Annotated in this window: 21 protein-coding genes; 12 read left to right on the top strand and 9 right to left on the bottom strand. The window is 65.9% G+C overall.

Annotated features, from left to right (window positions below):
* Nucleotides 1–10: 10 nt before the first annotated feature.
* From purM to ABB33_RS04080, 6 genes are all read left to right on the top strand, one after another.
* Entirely contained in the window at nt 11–1,069 is a 1,059-nt protein-coding gene (gene purM, locus ABB33_RS04105) for a phosphoribosylformylglycinamidine cyclo-ligase (protein ID WP_056931249.1), read from the top strand.
* A gap of 26 nt (nt 1,070–1,095) precedes the next feature.
* Nucleotides 1,096–1,539, top strand: a complete 444-nt coding sequence (locus ABB33_RS04100) for a hypothetical protein (protein WP_056931248.1) — start codon at nt 1,096–1,098, stop codon at nt 1,537–1,539.
* 43 nt (nt 1,540–1,582) lie between these two features.
* Entirely contained in the window at nt 1,583–2,191 is a 609-nt protein-coding gene (locus tag ABB33_RS04095) for a DUF2238 domain-containing protein (RefSeq protein WP_056931247.1), read from the top strand.
* A complete protein-coding gene (gene purN, locus ABB33_RS04090; protein WP_056931343.1) occupies nt 2,188–2,847 on the top strand; it encodes a phosphoribosylglycinamide formyltransferase in 660 nt (219 codons plus the stop codon). The genes ABB33_RS04095 and purN overlap by 4 nt, the downstream gene beginning before the upstream one ends.
* Nucleotides 2,848–2,999: 152 nt before the next feature.
* Nucleotides 3,000–3,680 (top strand): DUF3108 domain-containing protein, encoded by a 681-nt coding sequence (locus tag ABB33_RS04085; protein ID WP_248842446.1) that lies wholly within the window; start codon nt 3,000–3,002, stop codon nt 3,678–3,680.
* A 2-nt stretch (nt 3,681–3,682) separates the two neighbouring features.
* Nucleotides 3,683–4,366 (top strand): DUF3108 domain-containing protein, encoded by a 684-nt coding sequence (locus ABB33_RS04080; protein WP_056931246.1) that lies wholly within the window; start codon nt 3,683–3,685, stop codon nt 4,364–4,366.
* A 158-nt stretch (nt 4,367–4,524) separates the two neighbouring features.
* Here ABB33_RS04080 and sucD read toward each other — a convergent pair whose 3' ends face one another.
* Nucleotides 4,525–5,400, bottom strand: a complete 876-nt coding sequence (sucD, locus tag ABB33_RS04075) for a succinate--CoA ligase subunit alpha (RefSeq protein WP_056931245.1) — start codon at nt 5,398–5,400, stop codon at nt 4,525–4,527.
* Between the two features lie 181 nt (nt 5,401–5,581).
* Nucleotides 5,582–6,754, bottom strand: coding sequence for an ADP-forming succinate--CoA ligase subunit beta (gene sucC, locus ABB33_RS04070; RefSeq protein ID WP_056931244.1), 1,173 nt, complete (start codon nt 6,752–6,754; stop codon nt 5,582–5,584).
* 333 nt (nt 6,755–7,087) lie between these two features.
* Here sucC and ABB33_RS04065 point away from each other — a divergent pair, with 333 nt between their 5' ends.
* Both ABB33_RS04065 and ABB33_RS04060 read left to right on the top strand, forming a co-directional pair.
* Nucleotides 7,088–8,701, top strand: a complete 1,614-nt coding sequence (locus ABB33_RS04065; RefSeq protein ID WP_056931243.1) for a sensor histidine kinase — start codon at nt 7,088–7,090, stop codon at nt 8,699–8,701.
* 61 nt (nt 8,702–8,762) lie between these two features.
* A complete protein-coding gene (locus ABB33_RS04060; protein WP_056931242.1) occupies nt 8,763–10,046 on the top strand; it encodes a sigma-54-dependent transcriptional regulator in 1,284 nt (427 codons plus the stop codon).
* Between the two features lie 304 nt (nt 10,047–10,350).
* Here the strand turns inward: ABB33_RS04060 and ABB33_RS04055 are convergent, their stop codons facing one another.
* The 3 genes from ABB33_RS04055 to pilB all read right to left on the bottom strand — a co-directional run bounded on the left by ABB33_RS04055 (nt 10,351) and on the right by pilB (nt 16,513).
* Nucleotides 10,351–12,207 (bottom strand): sensor histidine kinase, encoded by a 1,857-nt coding sequence (locus ABB33_RS04055; RefSeq protein ID WP_056931241.1) that lies wholly within the window; start codon nt 12,205–12,207, stop codon nt 10,351–10,353.
* A gap of 79 nt (nt 12,208–12,286) precedes the next feature.
* Nucleotides 12,287–14,518 carry a two-component system response regulator gene (locus ABB33_RS04050; RefSeq protein WP_082594979.1) on the bottom strand — a complete coding sequence of 744 codons (2,232 nt, stop codon included), beginning with the start codon at nt 14,516–14,518 and terminating at the stop codon, nt 12,287–12,289.
* Between the two features lie 264 nt (nt 14,519–14,782).
* The gene (pilB, locus tag ABB33_RS04045) at nt 14,783–16,513 is read right to left on the bottom strand and encodes a type IV-A pilus assembly ATPase PilB (protein WP_056931341.1); all 1,731 of its coding nucleotides are present in this window, start codon (nt 16,511–16,513) and stop codon (nt 14,783–14,785) included.
* Between the two features lie 134 nt (nt 16,514–16,647).
* Here pilB and ABB33_RS04040 point away from each other — a divergent pair, with 134 nt between their 5' ends.
* From ABB33_RS04040 to ABB33_RS04030, 3 genes are all read left to right on the top strand, one after another.
* On the top strand, nt 16,648–16,899 hold the full coding sequence (locus ABB33_RS04040; protein ID WP_056931239.1) for a type II toxin-antitoxin system CcdA family antitoxin: 252 nt from the start codon (nt 16,648–16,650) through the stop codon (nt 16,897–16,899).
* Entirely contained in the window at nt 16,899–17,210 is a 312-nt protein-coding gene (locus tag ABB33_RS04035; RefSeq protein WP_056931238.1) for a CcdB family protein, read from the top strand. The genes ABB33_RS04040 and ABB33_RS04035 overlap by 1 nt, the downstream gene beginning before the upstream one ends.
* Before the next feature lie 94 nt (nt 17,211–17,304).
* Nucleotides 17,305–18,003 carry a hypothetical protein gene (locus ABB33_RS04030; RefSeq protein WP_056931237.1) on the top strand — a complete coding sequence of 233 codons (699 nt, stop codon included), beginning with the start codon at nt 17,305–17,307 and terminating at the stop codon, nt 18,001–18,003.
* Nucleotides 18,004–18,024: 21 nt separating this feature from the next.
* Here ABB33_RS04030 and galE read toward each other — a convergent pair whose 3' ends face one another.
* The 3 genes from galE to ABB33_RS04015 are packed head-to-tail and all read right to left on the bottom strand — an operon-like array spanning nt 18,025 to nt 22,850.
* Nucleotides 18,025–19,002 (bottom strand): UDP-glucose 4-epimerase GalE, encoded by a 978-nt coding sequence (galE, locus tag ABB33_RS04025; RefSeq protein WP_056931236.1) that lies wholly within the window; start codon nt 19,000–19,002, stop codon nt 18,025–18,027.
* A gap of 24 nt (nt 19,003–19,026) precedes the next feature.
* Nucleotides 19,027–20,919, bottom strand: a complete 1,893-nt coding sequence (locus ABB33_RS04020; protein WP_152984953.1) for a hypothetical protein — start codon at nt 20,917–20,919, stop codon at nt 19,027–19,029.
* Nucleotides 20,916–22,850, bottom strand: a complete 1,935-nt coding sequence (locus ABB33_RS04015) for a hypothetical protein (protein WP_056931234.1) — start codon at nt 22,848–22,850, stop codon at nt 20,916–20,918. Before ABB33_RS04015 ends, ABB33_RS04020 begins: the two co-directional genes overlap by 4 nt.
* A gap of 27 nt (nt 22,851–22,877) precedes the next feature.
* Between ABB33_RS04015 and ABB33_RS04010 the strand changes: the two genes are divergently transcribed.
* Nucleotides 22,878–24,407: a hypothetical protein gene (locus ABB33_RS04010; RefSeq protein WP_211260859.1), complete on the top strand. Its 1,530-nt coding sequence runs from the start codon at nt 22,878–22,880 to the stop codon at nt 24,405–24,407.
* Between the two features lie 63 nt (nt 24,408–24,470).
* Here the strand turns inward: ABB33_RS04010 and ABB33_RS04005 are convergent, their stop codons facing one another.
* Entirely contained in the window at nt 24,471–26,003 is a 1,533-nt protein-coding gene (locus ABB33_RS04005) for an NAD(P)/FAD-dependent oxidoreductase (RefSeq protein WP_056931232.1), read from the bottom strand.

The raw sequence follows: 26,003 nt of genomic DNA, 5'->3' as shown, positions 1-26,003 counted from the left end.
GCAGCCGCCCGTGACCAGTTCCCCGACTTCCGCCAACTCTCCCCTGACCTACCGTGACGCCGGCGTGGACATCGACGCGGGCAACGAACTGGTCGAACGCATCAAGCCGCTGGTCAAGCGCAGCTTCCGCCCCGAGGTGATGGGCGGGCTGGGCGGCTTCGGCGCGCTGTTCGACCTGTCGGGCAAGTACCGCGAGCCGGTGCTGGTGTCGGGCACCGACGGTGTCGGCACCAAGCTCAAGCTGGCCCAGCAGCTCGGCCGCCACGACACTATCGGCATCGACCTGGTCGCCATGTGCGTGAACGACGTGCTGGTGCAGGGCGCCGAGCCGCTGTTCTTCCTGGATTACTTCGCCACCGGCAAGCTGGACATCAACACCGCCGCGGCGGTGGTCGGCGGCATCGCCAACGGCTGCACCGAGGCCGGCTGCGCGCTGATCGGCGGCGAGACCGCCGAGATGCCCGACATGTACGCGCCCGGCGAGTACGACCTGGCCGGCTTCACCGTGGCGGCGGTGGAGAAGAGCGAACTGAAGGACGGCGCGGCCGTGCGGCAGGGCGACGTGCTGATCGGCATCGCCTCCTCCGGCCCGCATTCCAACGGCTACTCGCTGGTGCGCCGCATCTACGACCGCGCCGGCCAGCCGGGCGAGCTGGTGCTGGAAGACGGCGTGAAGCTGGTGGACGCGCTGATGGCGCCGACCCGCCTGTACGTCAAGCCGATCCTGTCGCTGCTCAAGCAGCACGGCGCCGCCATCCACGGCATGGCCCACGTCACCGGCGGCGGCCTGACCGAGAACATCATCCGCGTCGTGCCCGACGGCCTGGGCCTGGACATCGACGCCGGCAGCTGGACGCTGCCGCCGGTGTTCCAGTGGCTGCAGCGCGAGGGCAACGTCGCCGACAGCGAGATGTGGCGCACCTTCAACTGCGGCATCGGCTTCGTGCTGCTGGTGCCGGCCGACCAGGCCGCCGCCATCGGCGCCTCGCTGGACGCGCTGCAGCTGGCGCACTGGCGTATCGGCGAAGTGGTCGCCGCCAGCGGCGCCGAGCGCGTGCGCATCGGCTGACCCCTTCCGGCCGCAAGGTGCCACTCATGGATGCGCTGAACGCCCCCGTTCCGCCACCCGCGCTGGGCGAGGACGACGCCAGCCAGCTGCGTCTCCTGTCGATTTTCCACTACGTGGTGGCGGCGATCACCGGGCTGTTCTCGTTGTTCCCCGTGCTGCACCTGGTGATGGGGCTGGCCATGGTCAGCGGCAAGCTGCCGATGGATCCGGGCGCCTCGGGGATGGAAACCTTCGGTCCGCAGCTGTTCGGCTGGTTCTTCGTCGCCTTCGCCGGGGTCTTCATCGCCTGCGGCCTGATCCTGGCCGGCTTCATGGCCTATGCCGGCCGCTGCCTGGCGCAGCGCCGGCGCCATCTGCTGTGCCTGGTGGTGGCCGCCATCTCCTGCATGATGATGCCCATCGGCACGGTGCTCGGCGTATTCACCCTGATCGTACTGGTGCGGCCTTCGGTCAAGGCGGCCTTCGCTTGAACGGCACGCCACCGGCCTTCACCCCATGTTCGGACCACGCCGCATGAGCCCCGCCAAGAAGGCCGCGTTCGCCGGCGTGCTGGCCCTGTTCCTGCTCACCTGGATCAAACCGCTGTGGCCGCTGGAACAGGCGCTGCACAGTTCGCTGACCGTGGTCGGGCTGGCGGCGCTGTGGTGGGTGGACCGGCGCTGGCCGCTGGGCAGCGGCGCCTTCACCGCGGTCTGCGGCTTCATCGCCCTGCACTGCGTCGGCGCGCGCTGGCTGTATTCCAACGTGCCGTACGACGCATGGCTGCAGGCCCTGACCGGCTGGTCGCCGGGCGCGGCCTTCGGCTGGCAGCGCAACCATTTCGACCGGTTGATCCATCTCCTCTATGGCCTCTGCTTCACGCCCGCGCTGGCGCAGCTGGCGCGCCATGCCTGGCCGGCGCTGCGCGGCGGGCAGGCGTTCGTGCTGGCGGCGATGGCGGTCATGTGTTCCAGCCTGGTCTACGAATGGCTGGAATGGGGCATCGCCCTGGCCCTGTCGCCGGAAGCGGCCGAGGCCTACAACGGCCAGCAGGGCGATGTCTGGGACGCGCACGCCGACATGCTGCTGGCCACCGTCGGCAGCCTGCTGGCATGGCCGCTGGCCAGGCGGGCGCCGCGATGAACGCGCCGGCGCGCATCGCCGTGCTCGCCTCCGGGCGCGGCAGCAACCTGCAATGCCTGCTGGACGGCATCGCCGCCGGGCAGCTGCACGCGCGCATCGCCAGGGTGTTCTCCGACAAACCCGGCGCCGCGGCGCTGGACAAGGTCGCCCCGGCGCAGCGCTGGGCGCGGCCACCCAGGGACTTCGACAACCGCGAGGCCTTCGACGCCGCACTCGGCGATGCGGTGGCCGCCTGCGCGCCGGACTGGATCGTCTGCGCCGGCTACATGCGCATCCTCGGCGCCGGCTTCGTGCAGCGCTTCGCCGGCCGCCTGGTCAACATCCACCCGTCGCTGCTGCCGCTGCACAAGGGCCTGCACACCCATGCCCGCGCCCTCGAGGCCGGCGACGCCGAGCACGGGGCAAGCGTGCATTTCGTCGTGCCGGAACTGGACGCCGGCGCGGTGATCGCCCAGGCGCGGGTCCCGGTGCTGCCCGGCGACGACGCCGAGGCGCTGGCCGCGCGGGTGTTGGCGGTCGAACACCCGCTGCTGCTGGCGGCCGTGCGCCTGCTGGTCGAAGGACGCATAACTGAACAGGATGGCAGGGTCCTGCTCGATGGTCAGTCCCTGTTTAGTCCGCTGCGCCTAGATTCCGCCGGAACGCTGACGTCCTGATCCGCACATGCCGCTGATGCGCAGGCTGGCATGATCCACATCCCACCCGCCCCGATCCGAGCATGACGACCGCTTTCCTCAAACCGCTGCTGCTGGCGGGCCTGCTGACCGCGCTGCCGGTCGTGGCCCAGGACGCCCCGCAGGCCGGCGCCATGGCGCTGCCACAGGCCGAATGGGATCCGCCGGCGCTGGAGCCGTTCGTCGCCACCTACCAGGCCTTCTACAAGGGCAAGGAGGCGGGCGATGCGACCATGCGCGTGGTCCACAACGAAGGCAGCCGCTGGCGCGTGGACTTGGCCGTGCGCGGCCGCCGCGGGTTCGCCGGCGTGCTCGGTCTGAACCTGGAGCAGAGCACGGTCTTCGACAACGAGGGCGCGGTGTACGTGCCGCTGAGCCAGAGCACGGTGAAGAAGGCGCTGTTCCTCGGCAAGAAGGTCACCGGCACCTACAACTGGCAGGACGGCACCGCGCAGTGGCAGGGCGACCTGAAGAAGGAGCGCCAGCACCCGATCCCGTTGCAGCATGGCGACCAGAGCGCGCTGCTGCTCAACCTGTCGCTGATGCGCGACGCCCGCCCCGGCCAGCCGCTGCGCTACCGCTACGTGGACGTGGGCCGGGTGCGCCAGTACGAATACCAGGCCGCCGCCGGCACCGAGACCGTGCAGGTCGGCGACCTCAGCTACGACGCGCTGCGCGTCTACCGCACCAATGGCGGCAACGACGAAACCATCCTGTGGATCGCCAACGGCGTGCCGACCCCGGTGCGCATCCTGCAACGGGAAGACGGCGAGGATGCCATCGACCTGCGCCTGACCGAGTACCAAGGAGCCTGAGCATGAAACCCTTCCTGCGTCCCCTTCCGCTGGCTGTCGCCGCCCTGGCCGCCCTGGCCAGCGTGCCCGCGTTCGCGGTGCAGCCCTTCACCGCCAACTACCAGGCCAGCTACATGGGCCTGCAGGCCAACGGCATGATGACCCTGGCCGCGGACAGCGGCGGCAAGTGGCGCTATACGCTGCAGGTGAAGAACCAGCTGGCCGAACTCAGCCAGAGCACCCTGTTCGACGAGCAGAACGGCCGCCTGCGCCCGCTGAGCAGCCACGATGCCTCGGTGATCCCGTTCAAGCGCCGCACGGTCGAGGCGCGCTACGACTGGGGCAGCAACCAGGCCACCTGGAGCGGCGATGTGAAGCCCGACCGTCGCGGACCCGTGCAGCTGCAGAACGGCGACATGGATGGCCTGCTGATCAACCTGGCCATCGCCCGCGACGTCGCCGCCGGCAAGCCGCTCAACTACCGCATGGTGGATGGCGGCCGGGTCAAGACGCTGTCCTACCGCGTCGTCGGCAAGGAAAACATGACCATCGACGGCAAGGCCGTGGAAGCGACCAAGGTCTCGCGCGTGGATGGCGACAAGGAGCAGATCGCCTGGATCGCGCCGGGCCTGCCGGTGCCGGTGCGCCTGCTGCAGCGCGAAGGCGGCAAGGATGCGCTGGACCTGACGATCAAGTCGCTGCGCTGAGCCGCGGCCCCCCCGTAGGAGCGACTTCAGTCGCGAGGGGCTTCACCGGGAAAGCTTCATCGCGACTGAAGTCGCTCCTACAAAAACAGGAGCAGCGGTAGCGCACAAACGAAAAGGCCGCCCGGAGGCGGCCTTTTCGTTGCGCGTCGCGGCAGGTCTTACTTGACCAGCTTGGCGATGGCCGCGCCCAGGTCGCCCGGCGAACGCACGGTGACGACGCCAGCGGCTTCCATCGCGGCGAACTTGCCTTCGGCGGTGCCCTTGCCGCCCGAGGCGATCGCACCGGCGTGGCCCATGCGCTTGCCGGCCGGAGCCGAAGCACCGGCGATGAAGCCGACGACCGGCTTCTTCACGTGGGCCTTGATGTACTCCGCACCGGCTTCCTCGGCGTCGCCGCCGATCTCGCCGACCATGATGATGCCTTCGGTCTGCGGGTCTTCGTTGAACAGCTTCAGGCAGTCGACGAAGTTCAGGCCGTTGATCGGGTCGCCGCCGATGCCGATGCAGGTGGACTGGCCCAGGCCGACTTCGGTGGTCTGCTTCACGGCTTCATAGGTCAGCGTGCCCGAACGCGACACGATGCCGATCTTGCCCGGCTTGTGGATGTGGCCCGGCATGATGCCGATCTTGCACTCGCCCGGGGTGATCACGCCGGGGCAGTTCGGCCCGATCAGCACGGTATCCGGATGCGAGCTCTTCAGCACGTTGTCCACGCGCAGCATGTCCAGCACCGGGATGCCCTCGGTGATGCAGACGATGACCTTGATGCCGGCAGCGGCCGCTTCCAGGATCGCGTCGGCCGCGAACGGCGGCGGCACGTAGATCACCGACGCGTCGGCGCCGGTGCTGGCCACGGCATCGGCCACGGTGTTGAACACCGGCAGGTCGATGTGGGTGGTGCCGCCCTTGCCCGGGGTGACGCCGCCGACGACCTGGGTGCCGTACTCGATCATCTGGGTGGCGTGGAAGGTGCCCTGCTGGCCGGTGAAGCCCTGCACGATCACCTTGGTGTTCTTGTTGATCAAAACGGACATTCGTTTGAGTCCTCTGAATCTCTTGCTGTTTATCGGCTTCGGAACCACGTGATGCTCCGCCATGCGAAACATCACTCAGGCATGCCTCCATATCCCCCACATCGCCGCTTCGCGGCGATGTCGCCCCCTTGACTCAAGGGGGCTGGAGAAGCGCAGCCCGGTGCCCCGAAACAGGGAATGATCAGGCGGCGGCGTTCTTGACCGCTTCAACGACCTTCTTGGCGCCGTCGTTGATGTTGTCGGCCGGGATGATGGCCATGCCGCTGTCGCGCAGCAGCTGCTTGCCTTCTTCCACGTTGGTGCCTTCCAGGCGCACCACGACCGGGACCTTGACGCCCACTTCCTTGACCGCGGCGATGATGCCCTCGGCGATCATGTCGCAGCGGACGATGCCGCCGAAGATGTTGACGAAGATGCCTTCGACCTTGTCCGAGGACAGGATCAGCTTGAACGCCTCGATCACGCGCTGCTTGTTGGCGCCGCCGCCCACGTCCAGGAAGTTCGCCGGCTCGCCGCCGTTGAGCTTGATGACGTCCATGGTGGCCATCGCCAGGCCGGCGCCGTTGACCATGCAGCCGATGTTGCCGTCCATGGTGACGTAGTTGATGTCCAGCTCCGAAGCGGTGACTTCGGTCTCGTCTTCCTGGGACTTGTCGCGCATGGCAACCAGGTCCTTGTGGCGGAAGCTGGCGTTGTCGTCGCTGTTGAACTTGCCGTCCAGCGCGTACAGGTTGCCGTCGTCCAGGATCGCCAGCGGGTTGATCTCGACCAGCGCCAGATCCTTCTCGTTGAAGATGCGGTACAGGTTCACCATGATGTTGGCGAACTGGCCGGCCTGCTTGGCGGTCAGGCCCATCTTGAAGCCGATGTCGCGGCCGTGGTAACCCTGCACGCCCTCGACGAAGTCCACGTTGAGGGTGTGGATCTTGTCCAGGGTCTCGGCGGCGACCTGTTCGATCTCCATGCCGCCTTCGGAGGAGGCGATGAAGCTGATGGTGCGGGTGCCACGATCCACCAGGACCGACAGGTACAGTTCCTTGACGATCTCACCGGCGGTGGTCACCAGCACCAGGTTGATCGGCAGTTCGACGCCGGCAGTCTGGTAGGTGGCCATCTTGGTGCCAAGCATCTTGGCGGCAGCGGCCTTCACGTCTTCGACGGTCTTGCAGAACTTGACGCCGCCAGCCTTGCCGCGGCCGCCTGCGTGGATCTGCGCCTTGACCATCCAGGGGCCCTGGCCCAGGGACTGGGCGACGGCAACCGCCTCGTCCGGGGTAGCCGCGACCTTGCCGGCCGGAACGGGAATGCCGTACTCGGCAAGCAACTGTTTTGACTGGTACTCGTGGAAATTCATGTGTCACCGTGGGAATGGGAACAACCGCCACGAGTCCACAGGGCCATCGGATGGCTTTCCTGCAGGGCGGGCGGGCCCACCATTGTCGCCGACCGCGGCCTGCGGCGCAAAAAAACCGCCAGCGGCGGTCTTTGGCATCGCTTGCCGATGGCCCGCAGGGTTTCCACCCCGGATGCCGGGAACACAGCGAAGGCCTGCCCGGAACCACGGGAAGGACGGAATCGCGCGCCATTTCAGCCACTTGCCGGCCGCAGCGCAGGGACCGCCGGCAACCCGCGGCGGCTCCCGCCGGCACCTATACTCCCTCCTGCCGCCCGCCGCCGGAGCCCGCGCTTGCCTCCCCGTTCCTCGCTGATCGACCGCATCGAATCGATACCGCGGCGCGAGCTGTACTTCTTCGCGCTGTACCGGGTGCTGATCGCCAGCCTGATCGCGGCGCTGGTGTTCAGTCCGTTGAGCGGGCTGATGAGCGAAGCCCACCATCCGCTACTGGCGCGCGCCGTGTCCGTCGGCTACCTGCCGATCGCGCTGGGCCTGCTGGTGTGGGGCCGCAACGAGCGCTGGCTGCAGCCGCTGGTGTTCTGGGGCGCGGTGGCCGACATCCTCGCCGCCACCCTGCTCACCCACGCGCTGCCCGGCGCCAGCGCCGGCATCTCGATGACGCTGCTGTTCAACATTTCCGCCGCGGCCATGCTGCTGCCGCTCTCGCGCGGCATGCTGGTGGCGGTGGTGGCCAGCCTGGCCACCGTGGCCGAGTTCGCCTGGCGCGAGCTCGAGGGCGGGGACAGCACGCGCACCCTCGCAGAGCTGGCGATGTTCATCACCAGCTACCTCGCCCTGGCCTGGATCAGCTACCAGATCGGCAACCGCGCCCGCCGCAACCAGCAACTGGCCGAACGGCGCGGCGCCGAGGTCGCCAACCTGTTCGAGATCAACGAACTGATCATCCGCCGCATGCGCACCGGCGTGCTGGCGGTCGACGGCGGCGGCCGGATCGCGCTGGCCAACGAGGCCGCGGCCGCGCTGCTGGGCGAAGCCGGCGACGGACTGGCCGGCGGCGAGGCGCGGCTGGCGCAGATCGCGCCCGAACTGGCGCGGCGCCTGCAGCGCTGGCGCAACGGCATGAACGAGGAAGAGCTGCCGCTGCGCCTGGCCGGCGACCTGCCCGAGGTACTGCCGCGCTTCGTGCGCATGCTTGCCGGCAGCGACCAGACCCTGGTGTTCCTGGACGACACCAGCGTGGTCTCGCGCCGCGCCGAATCGCTGACCCTGTCCACCCTGGGCCGGTTCTCGGCCAGCCTGGCCCACGAGATCCGCAACCCGCTGGCCGCGATCAACTACGCCACGCAGCTGCTGGAGGAATCCAGCGACCTGGGCGATGCCGACCGCCGCCTTCTGCAGATCATCCACCAGCAATGCCAGCGCACCAACGGCATCGTCGAGAGCGTGCTGGCGCTGGCCCGCCGCGAACGCGCCAGCCCGGAAAACCTGGACCTGGCCAGCTTCGTGCGCCGCTTCGTGCTGGAGTACCGGCAGACCCTGTCCACCGAAACCGACGACGTGGAATCCATCATCCGCGAATCCTCGGTGCCGGCGCTGATGGACCCGCGCCACCTGCACCAGGTATTGACCGCGCTGGTGCACAACGCGCTCAAGTACGGGCGCATGGGCGAGGAGCCGGCGCGGGTGCGCATCCGCGTCGCGCCGGCCGGGCGCCATGCGGTGATCGACGTGATCGACCGTGGCCCCGGCATCCCCGAAGCCGTCGCCGCGCAGCTGTTCCGGCCGTTCTACACCACGTCCGAACACGGCACCGGCCTGGGCCTGTACATCGCCCGCGAGCTGTGCCGGGCCAACCAGGCGCAGCTGGACTACATCGCCGTGCCCACGCGCGGGGCCTGCTTCCGCATCGTCATGGCGGCGCCGCACGGCGCCTTCGCCGCCTGATCCGCCGTGCGCGAAGGGCGGAAGGTGACGTCCGGCGGCGTACTCGGCTATCGTTTTCGGCATGAACGTGACGCATAGCGCACTGGTCGTCGACGACGAACGGGACATCCGCGAGCTTCTGGTGCTCACCCTGGGCCGGATGGGGCTGCGCATCAGCACCGCCGCCAACCTGGCCGAGGCCCGCGAACTGCTGGCCAGCAACAGCTTCGACCTGTGCCTGACCGACATGCGCCTGCCCGACGGCAACGGCATCGAGCTGGTCACCGAGATCGCGCGCGACCACCCGCGCACGCCGGTGGCGATGATCACCGCGTTCGGCAGCATGGACCTGGCGGTGGAAGCGCTGAAGGCCGGCGCCTTCGATTTCGTCAGCAAGCCGGTGGACATCGCCGTGCTGCGCGGCATGGTCAAGCACGCGCTGGAACTCAACAACAGCGAACGCGCCGCGCCGCCCGCGCCGCCGGAAAGCGCCTCGCGCCTGCTCGGCGACTCGCAGGCGATGGCCGACCTGCGCGCCACCATCGCCAAGGTCGCGCGCAGCCAGGCGCCGGTCTACATCGTCGGCGAATCGGGCGTGGGCAAGGAACTGGTCGCGCGCACCATCCACGACCAGGGCGCGCGCGCGGCCGGGCCGTTCATCCCGGTCAACTGCGGCGCCATTCCCGGCGAGCTGATGGAAAGCGAGTTCTTCGGCCACAAGAAGGGCAGCTTCACCGGCGCCCACGCCGACAAGCCGGGCCTGTTCCAGGCCGCGCACGGCGGCACGCTGTTCCTGGACGAGGTCGCCGAGCTGCCGCTGCAGATGCAGGTCAAGCTGCTGCGCGCCATCCAGGAAAAATCGGTGCGCCCGGTCGGCGCCGCCACCGAGGTGCCGGTGGACGTGCGCATCCTGTCGGCTACCCACAAGGACCTGTCGACGCTGGTGCAGGACGGCCGCTTCCGCCACGACCTGTACTACCGCATCAACGTGATCGAACTGCGCGTGCCGCCGCTGCTGTCGCCCTCGGCGCTGGACGCCCTGGCCGGCTACGCCTTCCCCGGCAACGTGCGCGAGCTGGAGAACGTACTGGAACGCGCGCTCGCCCTGGCCGACGGCGACAGCATCGGCGCCAGCGACCTGCGGCTGCCGACGCCGCGCACCGATGCCTCCGCGGCCAGCGAGGAAGCGGTGGTGGACATCGAACCGGGCAACGCCGCCCTGCCCTCCTACATCGAGCAGATGGAGCGCGCGGCCATCCAGAAGGCGCTGGAAGAGAACCGCTGGAACCGGACCCGCACCGCGGCGCAGCTCGGCATCACCTTCCGCGCGCTGCGCTACAAGCTCAAGAAGCTGGGGATGGACTGACGCGCCGATCCCCCGGACCGAGGGGATACGACGAATCAGAAGCCCCTCCCCCTGTTGGGGTGAGGGCAGGAGCGAAGCCTCATGCGTCCGGGCATCGCAAGGCTTCGCCCGACCCTCATCCGCCCTTCAGGCACCTTCTCCCACAGGGAGAAGGGAAGCGCGGAGCCCAACGAGCCCCTCTCCCTTCGGGAGAGGGGTTGGGGCGAGGGTAAGGCGAAGCCTCATGCAGCCGGGCAACGCAAGGCGTCGCCCGGCCCTCATCCGCCCTTCGGGTACCTTCTCCCGCAGGGAGAAGGAAATACCCCTACGACACCTCCGGCGGCTGGGTCTCGGGCCGCTCGGGAGCCTGGCGCGGAATGTGCAACGTGAAACAAGTACCCACCGGGCCGTTGCCCGGATCGCCCACGCGGCGGCTGCGCACCTCGATCCTTCCGCCCAGCACCTCGGTCACGATCTGGTGGACGATGTGCAGGCCCAGACCGGTGCCGCCGCGGTTGCGCGCCGTCGTGTAGAACGGCTCGAAGATGCGCGGCAGGTGCTCCGGCGCGATGCCGCCGCCATCGTCGGCCACCTCGATGCGCACGCCCGCATCGCCGTCGCGGCGCGCCGACAGGCGGATCCGCCCCTCGCCGCCGCCGGGAAACGCGTGCAGCAGGGCGTTGTTGAGCAGGTTGGCCACCACCTGCTCCAGCGGCCCCGGGTAGGTCTCCATGGCGATGCCCGGTTCCAGGTCCAGTTCGAGCGCGATGCCGTCCACCGGTCCGCCGCGGCGCAGGCGCGGATCGGCGTCGAGCAGCACCTCGGCCAGTTCGAAACGGCGGCGTTCCAGCGAAGCCCGGTCCACCGCCACCTGCTTGAAGCGCTGCACCAGCGCCGCGGTACGCCGCAGTTCGCCGTCGGCCAGCGTGCAGGCCCCGCCCGCCTCGGCCAGGAAGCCATCCAGCTCGGAGCGGCGCAGCCCCGCCTGCACCTGTACCTGCAACCGCGCGATGCCGTCGCGCAGCGTGCCCAGCGCCAGCTGCGCGCTGGCCAGCGGCGTGTTCATCTCGTGCGCGACGCCGGCCACCATCAGCCCCAGGGAGGACAGGCGCTCGGCCCGGGCCAGTTCCTGCTGCGCCGCCTGCAGGTGTTCGTTGGCCAGCGCCAGTGCCTCGTTGCTGTCGCGCAGGCGCTGCATGTAGGCCAGTTCGCGTGCCAAGCCGCGCGCCTGCCCCAGCACCACCCACAGCACCAGCACGCCGCCCAGCAGCGCCAGGCCGCCGAGCACGGCCTTCCAGCGCGCAGCCGGCGGCCGCGAACGGTGCACCAGCAGCCGCAGTTGTCCCAGCGTCGGATCGGCGTGGGCCAGCAGATCGCCTTCGGTGCCGCGCCATGCCGCCTGCAGGGTGGAGAAACTCCAGTCGTGCCAATCGCCCGAGGGCCGGCGCTGCATCGCCGCCCACAGCGGCGGATCGAAATTGGCCACGGTGTGGTCTGTGCGGTCCAGCTGCCATCCCCAGGCATCGCCGGGCGTAGGCCCCAGCAGCCAGTAGCCCTGCGGATGGACCAGGTACAGGCTGAAACCCGACTGCGCCGCGCGTTCGCGCAGGCGCTCCAGCAGCACATTGCCGTGCAGGTTGACCACGGCCACACCGGTACTGCCGTCGGCCAGCATGAACGGCGAGGAGGCGCGCAGGGTCGGCCGCAGCGGCTGTTCGATGCGCCCGTTCTCGACGTTGAGGTCCAGCGGCGAGAGATGGATCTGGCCCGGCTGCAGGTGCAGCGCATTCTCGAAGAACGGCCGGCCGCGCTTGTCCTGCAGCGCGCGGCCGGGCACGCGGTGGATGCTGCCCGCATCCTGGTCCACGCGCAGGCGCTCCTGCCCGGCGGCATCCATCCAGCGCACCTTGTGGTAGTCGCGCCCGGCCATCAGGAAGCTGGTGTAGGTCTCCAGCAGCTGCGCCTGCGAACCGGTCTCCAGCAGGCGCGGGGTCAGGAAGGCGAGGAACCGGGTGTCGTCGCGCAACCGCCCCAGCCGGCGCAGCATCGACTGCGCCGCGTTGTCCACCACGTCGTGCGCGGCCTGGCGTTCGGGCAGGCGCACGGCGCGGTCCATTTCGTACCAGAGCACCGGCAGCGCGGTCAGCAGGCCCAGCAGCCAGGGCGCGGCGATCAGCGTCACCCGCCACGGATGCGCGCGCAGCGCCGCCCAGGCCTCCTGCCAGCGCAGCCGCGGGGCCTGCCACAGGCGGCGAATGCGCTCAGCCCTGCCCGCGCAGACGCGCGATGAAGTCCTCCACGGGCTCGGGGCGCGCGAACAGGTAACCCTGCGCGCAGGGGCATTCGTGGCGCCGCAGCCATTCGACCTGGGCCGCGGTTTCCACGCCCTCGGCCACGATGTCCAGGCCGAGCCGGCGGCCCAGCGCGATGATCATGTCCGCCACGTTCGCCCCGCCCACCTCGTCGCCGATGCCGACGCCGGCGGTGAACTGGCGGTCCAGCTTCAGCCGGGTCACCGGCAGCGAATGCACATAGCGCAGCGACGAATAGCCGGTCCCGAAGTCGTCCACGGCGATGCCGAACCCCAGCCGCCGCAGGCGCGCCAGCAGTTCGCGGCCGTCCTGGTAGTCGCTCATCACCGCGCCTTCGGTGATCTCGATCTCCATCCGCCGCGGCTCGATGCCATGCCGCGCCACCGTCGCGGCCAGTTCCTCGATGAACTCGCGGCGGCGCAGCTGCAGCGGCGATACGTTGACCGAGACCGGGACGTCCGGGAAGCCGGCCCGTTCCATCGCACGCAACGCGTCGCAGACCAGTTCGATCACGCGTCCGCCCAGCGGCACGATCAGGCCGCTGGCCTCGGCGACCGGGATGAAGCTGGCCGGCGACATCGGCCGCCCATCCTCGCTCCAGCGCGCCAGCGCCTCGGCACCGACGATGGCGCCGCTTTCCAGGTCGACCTGCGCCTGCAGCACGATGCCGATGCGGTCCTCGCGCAGCGCGCGGTACAGCGCGCGCGATTCCAGGAAACGGCGCAGGTTCTCCTGCTCGCTCTCGATCTGGTACTCGGCCACGCCATGGCCGCCGCTGGCGCGTATCCGGTTCACCAGCAGCAGGCCGGCCGCCAGCGCGCCGCCGGCGCCGCCGCGGTATTCGTCCAGGTCCACGCGGGCCGCGTCGACGCGCAGGAAGGGCAGTTCGCCGGCATCCTCGCTCTGCTCCAGCGCGTCGACCGGATCGGCGGCCAGCCACCGCGACGGCCCGAGCACGGCGAACGTGCCCTCGTGCAGGCGCGCGATGCGGCACGGCGGCGGGTACATCTGCGCCAGCCGTTCGGCCATGCGCTGCAGCAGCAGGTCGCCCTGCTCCGGGCCCAGGGCGAGGCTGCCGTCGGTGTACTGCCCCAGGTCGACCACCAGCAGGCTCTGCCCGCAGGGCCGCGGCTGCTCCAGCACCTGCCGCAGGTCGCGGCGCAGTGCATTGCCGTTGGGGATGTCCAGCAGGCTGTCGCGGTAGGCGACCCGGTCCAGCCGCGCCGCCAGGTCGACGTTGACCAGGCCGGCGTTGGCATGGGTGACGAACACCTGCAGCAGCTCGTGTTCCTCGGCATCGAGCGAACGCTCGGTCGCCAGGTAGACCGCCATCGGCGGTACCGTGCCGTCGCCGTCGAGGTACAGCACCTGGCTGGACGGCATGCCGATGCTGGAACGGCGGGAGAACGCGTCCACCAGCAGGTCGCGGACCATCGGGTCGGCGATGTCCTGCACGGTGCGGCCTTCCTGCGCCTCGAAGCAGCCATCGGCCGCGGTCACCACGGCGTCCTCGGCGGGCGTGTCGGCCGAGCCGTCGTGCACGCACACCATGCCGTCGAGCGGGACTTCCAGCAGCGCGGCCAGCTCGCGCAGCAGCTGCCGCGAGAAACCGTCCGGGTCGCGCAGCCCGGCCAGGCGGCTGCCGGCCTGCACGATGTGCTGCAGCCCGCGCTTGGCCCGCGCCAGCGCATGGATCTCGCTCCAGGTGCGCAGCGAACCGGTGACGATGCCCTGCAGCCGCTCGCGGTAGAGATCGGTCTTGAGCCAGTATTCGCTGATGTCCAGCTGCTGCAGCGTCTTGCGCAGCGGCGCCATGCCGGGTTGCCCGGTGATCAGCACGATGCGTACTTCGGTATTGCCCAGTTGCTCGCGCACCGCGCGCACCAGCTGCAGGCCGGCGTCGTCGGTTTCCATCACCACGTCCAGCAGGATCGCGGAAATGCCGGGGTTGTCCTCCAGCACCTGGCGGGCTTCGCCGGACGAGGATGCGGTCAGCAGCCGCAGCGGGCTTTCGTTGAAGCGGAAATCGGACAGCGCCATGCGCAGCGACTGCTGGAAACCCGGATCGTCATCGACGCTCAACACGGTGAAAGGCGTGCTGTCCGGCGGCTGGCCGCCGTCGGCCAGTTCCTGGCGGAACTCGAACATCCTGTCGTCGCCCGACCATGCGCTACCGCTCATGCCCCTTTCCCCCAGACCCGGCTGTACTGGACCGACACGTGCCACGCCAGCCTAGCGCAATCATGCCTGGCGGTCGAACTGCCTCTGCCTGCCCCTCTGGTGGTGTATCGGCCTTCGCAGGCCGCGCTTGAGCGAGGCACCGGCGGCGTTCCGCGACGCAGCCGTCGCCCGCCGGCGTGCCGGAAGATGGGCAAGCGCGCCGCGCCGGCGCTTACACGCACTATCAGTACGCCTGCCGCAACAGGCGTACGGTGCGGCGGCGACTCAGTCCTTGGTGACGCGGTTGATCTCGGTCAGGCTGGTGATGCCCTGCGCGGCCTTGAGCAGGGCCGACTGGCGCAGGTCGTTGACGCCGATCTTCTGCGCGGCCTCGGCGATGTCCAGCGCGTTGCCGCCCTGCAGCACGATCGTGGCGATCTCGTCGGTCATGGGCATCACCTGGTAGATGCCGGTACGCCCCTTGTAGCCTTCGGTGCACTCCTCGCAGCCGACCGGTTCGTAGAGCTGGATGCCCTTGTCGATCTGCGCCTGGGTGAAGCCTTCGGCCAGCAGCGCGTTGGCCGGCAGCTCGGCGCGGCGCTTGCACTGGCCGCACAACCGCCGCGCCAGGCGCTGGGCGATGACCAGGGTGACCGAGGAGGTGATGTTGTACGGGGCGATGCCCATGTTCATCAGGCGCGCGATGGTCTGCGGTGCGTCGTTGGTATGCAGCGTGGACAGCACCATGTGGCCGGTCTGCGCCGCCTTGATGGCGATCTCGGCCGTCTCCAGGTCGCGGATTTCGCCGACCATGATCACGTCCGGGTCCTGGCGCAGGAACGAGCGCAGCGCCGCGGCGAAGGTCATGCCGCGCTTGTTGTTCTGCTGCACCTGGTTCACGCCGGGCAGGCGGATTTCCACCGGGTCCTCGGCAGTGGAGATGTTGCGGGTCTCGTCGTTGAGGATGCCCAGCGCGGTATACAGCGACACCGTCTTGCCCGAGCCGGTGGGGCCGGTCACCAGCACCATGCCGTAGGGCTTGTGGATGGCTTCCAGGAACAGCCGCTGCTGCTCGGGCTCGTAGCCGAGCTTGTCGATGCCGAGCTTGGCCGCGCTGCCGTCGAGGATGCGCAGCACGATCTTCTCGCCGAACAGCGTGGGCAGCGTGCTCACGCGGAAGTCGATCTGCTTGGTCTTGGACAGGTTGAGCTTGATGCGGCCGTCCTGCGGCACCCGCTTCTCGGCGATATCCAGCTGCGACATCACCTTCAGGCGCGCGGCGATGCGCTCGCGCAGCTTCACCGGCGCCCTGGCCACGGTCTTGAGCAGGCCGTCGATGCGGAAGCGCACCCGATAGTCGTCCTCGTAGGGCTCGAAGTGGATGTCCGAGGCGCCGCGGCGGATGGCGTCCACCAGCACCTTGTTGACGAACTTCACCACCGGCGTGTCGTCGCCCTTGGCGTCGATACCGGCATCGCCGCCGCCGCTCATGTCCTCGTCGCCGGCGGCGACCTCCAGGTCGCCCATGCCCTCTTCGTCGTCGCCCAGGCCGCCGGCCAGGCTCTCGTTGCTCGCCACCCACTGGTCCAGCGTGCGCCGGATCTGGTCCTCGTCCACCAGGATCGGCTCGACCACCAGGTTGGTGTGGAACTTGATCTCGTCCAGCGACTGGGTCGGATTGCTGGTGCCGATGAACAGCTTGCCGCCACGTTTGAACAGCGGCAGCACGTTGTGCTTGCGCAGCAGTTCCTCGCTGACCAGCTTCATCGCGTTCTGGCCGGCATCGAACACCGAGGTATCCAGCAGCGGCATGCCGAACTCGACGGCGTTGGCCGCCGCCAGCTGCGCGGCGTTGACCAGCTTCTTATAGGCCAGCCACTGCGCCAGCGGCACCTTGGCCGTTCCCGCCTGCGCCATCGCGTTGCGCGCCGCCGCCTCGTCCATTGCCCCGTCCTGCACCAGGCGGCGTGCGATCCCGGTGATGCCTACGAGGTTGGCGGTGACGGCTGTATTCATGGTGTTCCCCGGCATGGACGACATCCGGCGATTGTACGGGCGTAAGCGGGATGGCGAACGCCCCAGGAAATGGCGCAGTGCGTTGTGCGCCACCGTCATGCGCATATAATGCGCATGCAGCCAGAGGACATTCCATGCTTACGTTCTACGACACCACCGCGCCCAAGCGCCCGGTCAATCTGTCCCTGAATCAGGATCTGGTCGCCCAGGCCCGCAACCTGACCACGAACCTGTCTGCCGAGGTTGAAGCCATGCTGGCAAGTTTTGTCGAACAGAAGACGCTTGAACTGCGCAACGACCGTGAGCGCCTGAAGAAATCGACGGATGTCTGGAACGACTTCAACAGCCGCCACGGCTCCATCGCCGACGAGTTCTCCACGCTCTGATGGCCCAGTACGACGTCTTCAGGAATCCCGGCAGGAACCCGGCGATTCCCTACGTGGTGGATGTGCAATCACCCTCGTTGGGTGGATATCACCGAAGAATGGTGGTTCCGCTTGTACTGCGCACGACGCTCCCGGACATCCACCACCCCACCCTGAACCCGATCTTCGTGATCGAGCACAAACCATGCGTATTGCACCCACTTGAGATGGTGTCGGTGCCGGTCAGCAAACTGGGCAGACCCGTGCACTCGTTGTCGGCGCACGCCAACACGCTGATCGACGCGATCGATATGCTGATCTCCCAGGCATAGGGCCGGATGCCGCAGCAGCGGATGCCAGCCAGCACGCCCGTCCAGAACCACGCCATTGAACATGGCGCCTTCTCCTCCTCTGCCCCCACTCTCCATGACCTGCCGGAAAGCCGCCGCCCTGCATGCCCTGGCCAGCCTGGTGCTGGTCGCCGCGATCGCCGCCATCGTCCTGCCGCTATGGCACCCGTGGGGCCTGTACCGCATCACCGGCGTGCTGCCGTTGCTGGGCGGGCTGCTGGGTGCGCAGCTGATCGCCGGGCCGCTGCTGACCCTGGTGGTCTTCAGGCCCGGCAAGAAGAGCCTGCGCCTGGACCTGGCCGTCGTCTGCGTGCTGCAGCTGGTCTTCCTCGGCTTCGGCCTGCACCTGTTGTGGCAGACCCGGCCGGTGTTCGTGGTCGCCAGCGAAATGCGCCTGGCCGTGGTCCTGGCCAACGAAGTGGAGCCGTCCGACCTGGCGCGGGCCAGCGCCCCGGCGTGGTCGCGGCTGCCACACGGCGCACCGCTGCTGGTCGGCCTGCGGCCGGGAACCGCGCGCACCGACTATGCCTCCGCGCTTGCCGCCTTCCTCGATACCGGCATGGACCAGGAGCGGAACCCGGCGTGGTACGTGCCCTATGCCCAGGTCGTGCCGCGGCTGGCCTTCAACGCTGCGCCCAGCACCGCCGACGGCCAGCCTGCCGCCACCCCGGCGGGCACGCCGTTCCGCAGCTTGCCGATCGTGGCCCGGCACGGCGCCGGACGCATGGTGCTCGACGCCGGCAGCCTGCAACCGCTGCGGGTCGTCACCTACTGACGGACGCCTGCGAACGCCGGCTCACCAGGGCTGCGCGCGATGCCAGCGCCAGGCGCTCTCGATGATGGCCTCCAGAGAGGTCCAGGCCGGCGACCAGCCCAGTTCCGCCCTGGCCCGCCGGCTTGACGCGACCAGCACCGCCGGATCGCCGGCACGGCGCGGCGCCATCTCCCAGGGCACGGCGCGACCGGTGACGGCAGACGCGGCGGCGATGACCTCGCACACGGAAAAACCGCGCCCGTTGCCGAGATTGAACGCATGGGCGCCGGGATGAGCGCCCAGGTAATCCAGCGCCAGCAGGTGCGCCTGCGCCAGATCCTCGACGTGCACATAGTCGCGGATGCAGGTGCCGTCGGGCGTGGGATAGTCGCCGCCGAAGACCTTCAGCGCGGGCCCGTCGCCCAGCACCGAACGCAGCACGTTGGGAATCAGGTGGGTCTCGCAGGCGTGCGACTCGCCGATGCGCGCATCGGCCGTCGCGCCGGCCGCGTTGAAATAGCGCAGCGCCACCGAATCCAGCCCGTAGGCCGCCGCCGCATCGGACAGGATGCGCTCGACCATCAGCTTGCTGGCGCCGTACGGATTGATCGGCTGGGTGGGATGGTCCTCGTCGACCATGCCGGTGGCCGGCTGCCCGAACACCGACGCGCTCGAGGAAAACACCAGCCGCCGCACCTCGTGCCGGCGCATCGCCTCGAGCAGGTTGAGCGTGCCCACGACATTGCTCGCGTAGTAGTCGTACGGCCGGGCCACCGACTCGGCGACCAGCGAACGCGCGCAGAAATGGAACACGGCATCGAAGCCCTGCCCCGCGAACGCCGCTTCCAGCGACGGCGGGTGCAGCACGTCCGCCTCCACCAGCCGCCCCCACTGCACCGCCTGCGCATGCCCGGTGGACAGATCGTCCAGCACCACCACCTCATGGCCCTGCCCGGCCAGCAGGCGCGCCATGTGGCTGCCGATGTAGCCGGCGCCGCCGCAGACCATCACCCTCAACATGGATTCATTCCACACTTCATTCCGTCATTCCTTCACGATATCGGCACAACGGTAGAGACGGAAAGTAACCGCTGATTCGCCAGTCACAGGGTCAATGATCTCCCATCGGCCCGCTTCAGGCTGGGGTTGCTTGTACTGGAGTACGAGGTAATCAGGCCGTCTACCCGGCCCAAACGCACATGCCGTATTCATTGTGTCGTCGCTGATATGGCAGCTCTCGCGCTCCTCCAACGGCAATGAACGGTCACTGCACCACATGCTTTCCTGGATCAGTGGGCGCATGCGGTTTACCCGTTCGTTTCCCTCAACGATGGTATCCCGGTGAAAAACACCGCCAGCCAGCTGACCTGGACTGAAGTAACTTGCCCGTTGCAGCACCAACCACGGCCCCGTCAGTGAATCGGCATCCCAATAGACCTGGGCGTCAGGCGCAAGATCAACGCCAAACACGCCGCTAGTGAAAGCAGCATTCTCGTAGGCCAGGTTGATCACCGATCGCGAATCCCAACGAATGCCGCCGATGATCAGCAAAGGGCATAGGAGCAGGATCAGGAGACCAAGCCGCACGACGCGCGAGAACCGTCCCCACGCATAGGCCCAGGGAAGCAGCAGGACCAACCCTGCAATCGGGAACGCCAATAATCGTCGATCAATTGCGTACAGATCGAAACGATAGTGGGCCATACGGAAGCGAAGCCATTCCATCGCGAAGAAATTGGAAAAAAAGAAAAAACACCCCAGTGCGGACAAAACACCCAGCAACATCACGAACTTCGTGTTCCTTGGCCGTATCGCCCATTGCCAGGCCATATACACACCCATACCCGGCAGCCATACCCACCACATGCCGCTCCACGCCGCCAAGATGATCAAGGCAAGCAGTGCCATCCGCGACCATTCGCGTGCCATGGCGTCTCGGTATACCAACGCTCCTATGGAAGCCATGGCGAACCAATGCGCCAACCAATGGACGCGCCACAGTTGCAGACCTGCGGGCAGCACCAGGTGAATCACATCCACCAACAACACGCTTGCCACAAGCCCCAACACAAGACCTAGCAGGCTAGCGGCGCACCATCTTGCAAAGCTGTCATGCAACGTCCGCCATGCGTAGATCAGCAGCAGCACATCGAACCCAAGCAAGTTGAAGTCCACAGGCCTCCAGAGGGAGACGAACAGCTGTCGCGTATACGCCTGCAAGCTCCCCAACCATTCCGCATCGATCTTTCGGAACAAGCCATCAAATGGCTGCACCTTTCCCCATGCCAACACTAGCAAGGGAACCACAAGCCAAAGCACATGCAGCCAGCGTCGGTCACGCATAACCATCCAGGACCAGACGATGATTCCCGCTGCGATGCCCTGCAAGGGATGAAACAATACCGCCAGCGCCATGCAACCAATGGCCAGCGGCCATCTATCGCGGGCAAGAAGCCCTACGCCGGCCAATGACAACGCTTCCGCCACCAAGCGTGGCGTGAAGAACTGCTCGCTATATCCGAACATGCCGGACATGCCGCCATACAAAGAGGGCAAGCACAAGATTCCGAGCCATGCCCAATAACGCTGCCCCCTGGGCAAAACGGCGCTCAAGCAATACCAGCAGGCAGCCGCAAAAAGAAGCAGGAAAAGAAGAACACCCCAGAGGAACACGACAGGAGGATCTGTAAAACCAAACAGGAAACCGACCAACCTGGGAAACAGGCTGTATTTCTCCTGGCTTCCATGCGAAAAAAAAGGATCGTGCATGAATATTTCAGGCCAGCGCTGCAGCAGTCCCTGCCCCAGATACAGCACTGCATCGTGATTGATTCCCGCATAACGCCGCAGATGCAGCATCACGAGCAATCCAAGCAATGCTCCTGCAATCACGGTGAACCGGCCAGGCCTCTCTGTATCCATCGTCTTCATAATCATGGATTTTTCAACTCTTCCATCAGGGCGGCACAGCTATAGATCCAATAGACAAGGGCAGGCTGACCTGTGCGGGGATTCGTTATCGCCCAACTGCCAGCCGCCTGCTGTGGTTGTCGAATTGGAAGCACGAGATAATCCGGTCCGGGCACCGGTTTCACCGCACAGGCCTGTCTCAGCACGTCGTCGCTGGCATGGCATGAATTGCGTTCCTTTTCAGGAGTCCGGCGATCCAGGCAATGCGACACCGCCTGGTCTAATGCCATCATCCGCTCAGCCCGCTGTCGCCCATCGACGGCGGTTTCGCGACTGAACACCTGTCCGGCGAGTTGGCTGGTACTGAAGTAGCTGAGCCTATGGAGCACCAGCCAGCTGCCTACCGGCGAGTCCCCCCCCCAATATATCTGCGCGTTTTCGGGCAGAGCAACGCCGAAAATTTCCTCACGCCCTGCAGCATCCTCGAAGGTACGCAGCAAGGATGGGCGCGCATCCCAAACCGTTACTCCAAGCACCAAAAGCGGCAGCAGGATGCCCACCAGAAGGAAGGTGCGGCCAGCTGCTGCTGCGCGATGCCATAGATACGTGCCCAACAATGGCAAGCCAAAGGCCAGTGCGGGAAACGCGAGCAGGCGACGATCAATGGCGTAATAGTCCAGTCGGAACCCCGCAAGCCTGAACCATTTCCATTCATTGGCGGCGTGGTTCACGAACAACAGCACTATCGCCAGCGCGAACAGTCCTCCGAGCAGGGGCTCAATCCGCTTTCGCGACCCCATGACCACCTGAGGCCACGCGAGATAGATCGCAGCCATCGCCGCCCATCCCCAGTCCGTTTCGCCCCAGGCCAGTTGCGCCACCAGAAAGAGCAGTGCGGCACGTGATCTTTCGCCACTCTGCAGATGCTGGCACAGCAAGACCGCAATAGCCGCGACTCCGAACCAGTGTGCCAGCCAATGCACCCGCCATAGCTGCATCCCTGCGGGCAAAACCAGATGCATGACATCCACCAGAAGCATGCTTGAGCCGACGCCCAGTACCAGTGCGATCAAGCTTGCAATGCACCATCTCCCGAAATCGCCCTTCACTCGATGCCAAGCAAGCAACAAGATGAAGGCATCGAACACGAGGAATTTGATGTCGTTGATTCCCCATGACGTAACGAAGAGCTGTCGGCTCGTCCGCATGCTGTCCAGCCACAGGGGGTCTGCCTGCTGGACAAGGCCATTGAACGGGCGCACTCCTGCCACCGCCAGAGCCACGATCGGAATCGCCAGCCAAAGCGCATGCAGCCAACGCCGATCCCTGCCTATCGCCCACACCCAGATGACAAGCATCGCCGCCATGGCCTGCAATGGATGCATGGCACCGGCCAGAGCGATGCATACGCCGGCAAGAACCCACCTCTTCGCCATCAGGCAACCAACGGCAAGAAGGCACAATCCTTCCGCGAACGGACGCGAGGTCAGGAAGGCCTCGCCGTAGCTGAAGATGCTGACCACGCCATACATTGCGGGAAGGCACAGGACACCCAACCATGCCCAATAGCGCTGTGATGATGGAAGCAACCTGGACAGGCAGTACCAACTGGTTGCAGCGAACAACAGGACGCCAACCAGGCTCCCCCACATGAACAATGCCGGCAGGCCGATGTATTGCAGCAGCACTCCCAACAACCAGGGGAACGCGGAATAACGACTTTGCCCGCCGTACATGAAGAACAGGTCATTGCCTAGAAGGTCCGGCCAGCGGTGCGCCATCGCCTGCCCCATGTAGAGGATCGAGTCATGGACGATGCCCGGATAGCGATGAAGCAGGAGCAGGATCACGACTGCCTGCATGCCAGCAACCACCTTCCCCACCTGAAAGTCCCCCGACCGCATCTCTTGCGCCCCCGCACCTGCCACGACCCACCCCACGAAAATGCTTTCAGCCATACTACACGCCGACACTCCTGCCCTCACATGCCCAAGCCGATGCTCGAAAAGCAGATAAGCGTCACAGCACTCACGAACACGGCGGTATCGATCTTCGCTGCATCAAATCTCCTGTTGCTCCATTTCCTGAGTCCTTCGGGAACAGCCACCCTTTTGTCGCTCCTTGCGGCAACAGCCCTGATCGCTCTCCTCATCTTCCGTAAGGCGCCAACCACGCCACAAACCCAGACCATTCCAGCAACGACTCTGGCTGGATGCGTGGTCATCAGCCTACTGATCATGCTGCTCGGAGGACAGGGCAGCGATGGACTTTTCTACAGGAACATCGACTGGCAGGTTCGGGCAACGCTGCTAAAGGATCTGGCCGCCATGCCGTGGCCGTTCCACTACCAGGAACACGGCATCAACTGGATTCTTCGCGCCCCCATTGGGATGTATCTGATCCCTGCCGCCATGGGGAATATCCTTCCCTTCAATTGGGTGGAAGCAGCTCTTCTCATTCAGAACACGTCGATCCTCTCCATCACGCTCGCACTTGCATCCACAATCTTCCGGCCACGCGAACGCATTATTGCTGCCGTGATCTTTGTGGCGTTCAGTGGTCTCGATGCGCTTGGAACCCTCATCACTTCCCCGGAGATGTTGAAGACTCCCTACTCCCATCTGGAATGGTGGGCCGCACCGCTGCAGTATTCGTCCAACATCACCTTGGCATTCTGGGTTCCGAATCATGCTCTACCGGGCTGGCTTGGAGCCGTGCTTTTCCTTCTCTGGCACAAGGACAAGGCATCGTCACAGGCCTTCATTCTGTTTGTACCGCTGACCGCCCTCTGGTCACCGCTCACCCTGCTCGGGCTACTCCCGTTTGCCGGCCTCGTCCTTTACAGACACGCCTTTTCTAGACATGCCCTCTGCCGGGACGTCATTGCCGGCCTCATCGGCTCATCCATATCGGCAGTTGCTCTTGCCTACCTGCTTACTGCGCCGGAAAGCGTGGGCATATCGATATCCATGCCCCCCTTCGCACTCTATATGCTTTTCCAATCACTGGAGGTCCTGCCATTCGTTGCACTGCTATGGCTAACCCATAAATCTGAACCGAACGGAAGAATACTGACAACAACCGTTGCGGGCATGCTGCTGCTGTCTCCACTGATAAGGATCGGCATACATTCCGACTTCATGATGCGGGCATCCATTCCCAGCCTCGCAATCCTCACCTATGCCACTGCACAGGCCCTGGCCCGATCGGCATTCGGCGATGAGAGTCTAGGTCCTCCGACGAAGACCAAGTGGGCGATAATCCTCCTGGCAGGAATCGGCAGCATCACCCCACTTCATGAAATTTACCGCTCCATCCGGTTTCTTCCGCCACCCCTGTCACAATGCAACCTGCTGGCAACCTGGAACCAGACAGCATTCTCAGAGTCGGGGAAATACGGCTATTTCGCTCAAGTGGACGCACTGCCTGTCTGGATACAAGCGGCGAAGTCTGCAGCCATCCTCAACGAAGAACCCCGACCCTGCTGGAGTCGGGAATGGAATATTCCACGCTAATACTGCAAAAAGACGAGCCCAAGCTCCTCTTCTTTATTTTCGCCACATGAGGAAAGGCAGCACTTACTTTTCTTCGTGGTACTCGTCATCCACGTTGATGGCCCATATCTTCGCCTTGTCGATTTCACCGCACGCGATCTGCCTGGCAGCCTCGCGCGCGGTCAGCATCGAATGATCCTGGTTGTTGTAGCGATGCATGCCGTTGCGCCCCATCAGGTACAGGTTCGGCACCGCATCAAGCGCAGCTTGCAACCGATCGAAATGCCTGTAGGCCTCACCGAAATAGCCGGGATATGCCTTGGGAACACGCAGCACCACGGCATCCATGGCCACATCTGCATTCACCAGACCGATCTTTACCATCTCCTGCTGGGCCATCGCCTTCAGTGCGTCATCATCCATGCTCCACAGCGCATCGCTCTCTCTGCAGAAAAACTCAAGTCCCAGCCACAGGGTGGATTCGTCAGCCACCATGTATGGACTCCAGTTGTTGAATATCTGTACCCGACCGACATTCACTCCCGGCTCCTGGATGTATATCCAGTTGTCATCCAGTCGGCGCGGCATGGCATCACGGGGATACAGAAGCCCCACAGTGATGAAATCGCGATAGGAAAGATTGCAGGCGATATCGCGCACCTCCTGCGTCCATGCTCCGACTGAAGCTTGCACCAACTCCTTGATGGGCATCGTAGAAAGCAGATGGCTACAGGGCAGCACATGACTGACATCGTTCACATCGCGATACGCCACGCCACGTACTTGCCCATCCACGATATCAACCTGGTCTACGCGACTTTGCATCAACAACTTGCCGCCTCGCGCCATGAAGCGTTGCGCCGCCGTCTCCCACATCTGTCCTGGACCATACTTGGGATACAAGAAGCTCTCGATCAGGGAGGTCTGCTCAGCATCCCCACCAGCTCCCACCATCCGACGCAGCGCGTGAAGTACGGCCTTGAGTATGGAAAGGCTCTTGATGCGCTGTGCACCCCAGGCCGCACTGATCTCGCCGCATGGGACTCCCCAGACCTTTTCCGTGTACTCCTTGAAGAACTGGCGATACAGCATGCGGCCGAAACGGTTGACCAGGAAGTCCTCAAGTGACGCCTCGGGGCGACGCGGATTGACACGAGCCCATACATAGCTCATGCCGAAAGTGAAAGTCTTCCACGGCCCGAGCTTGAGCAATGTCTCGAGATTGAGTTTGAGCGGATAATCGAAAAACTGCTTGTTGAAATAGATCCGTGACAGCCGGGTACGAAGCAGCAGCACTTCGTCATCCGCTTCGCTAGCGGTAGCCACGGGGATCGTGGCGCTGCTTCCTTGGTAGCGCAGTTCTCGCGCGCCCCCAAGCTCGGCAGGCGAAGCAACCGGCATCAGGCTCCTCCACCAGCCCATCACCCAGTCGGATTTGGAAAAAAAGCGATGGCCGCCGATGTCGATGCGGTTGCCATGGTGCGCTACGGTACGCGAGATGCCACCTACCTGCGCATCGGCTTCGATGATGGTGATGTCCTCAATGCCCGCGTCCTGCAGTTCGAGCGCAGCGGTAAGACCAGCGGGACCACCGCCTACAATGATGATTGAATGCAT

Origin of the sequence: Stenotrophomonas acidaminiphila (assembly GCF_001431595.1) — a bacterium.
GTDB lineage: Bacteria > Pseudomonadota > Gammaproteobacteria > Xanthomonadales > Xanthomonadaceae > Stenotrophomonas > Stenotrophomonas acidaminiphila.
Note: the sequence above shows the minus strand (reverse complement) of the source record. Positions and strands in the feature narration are given on the sequence as shown.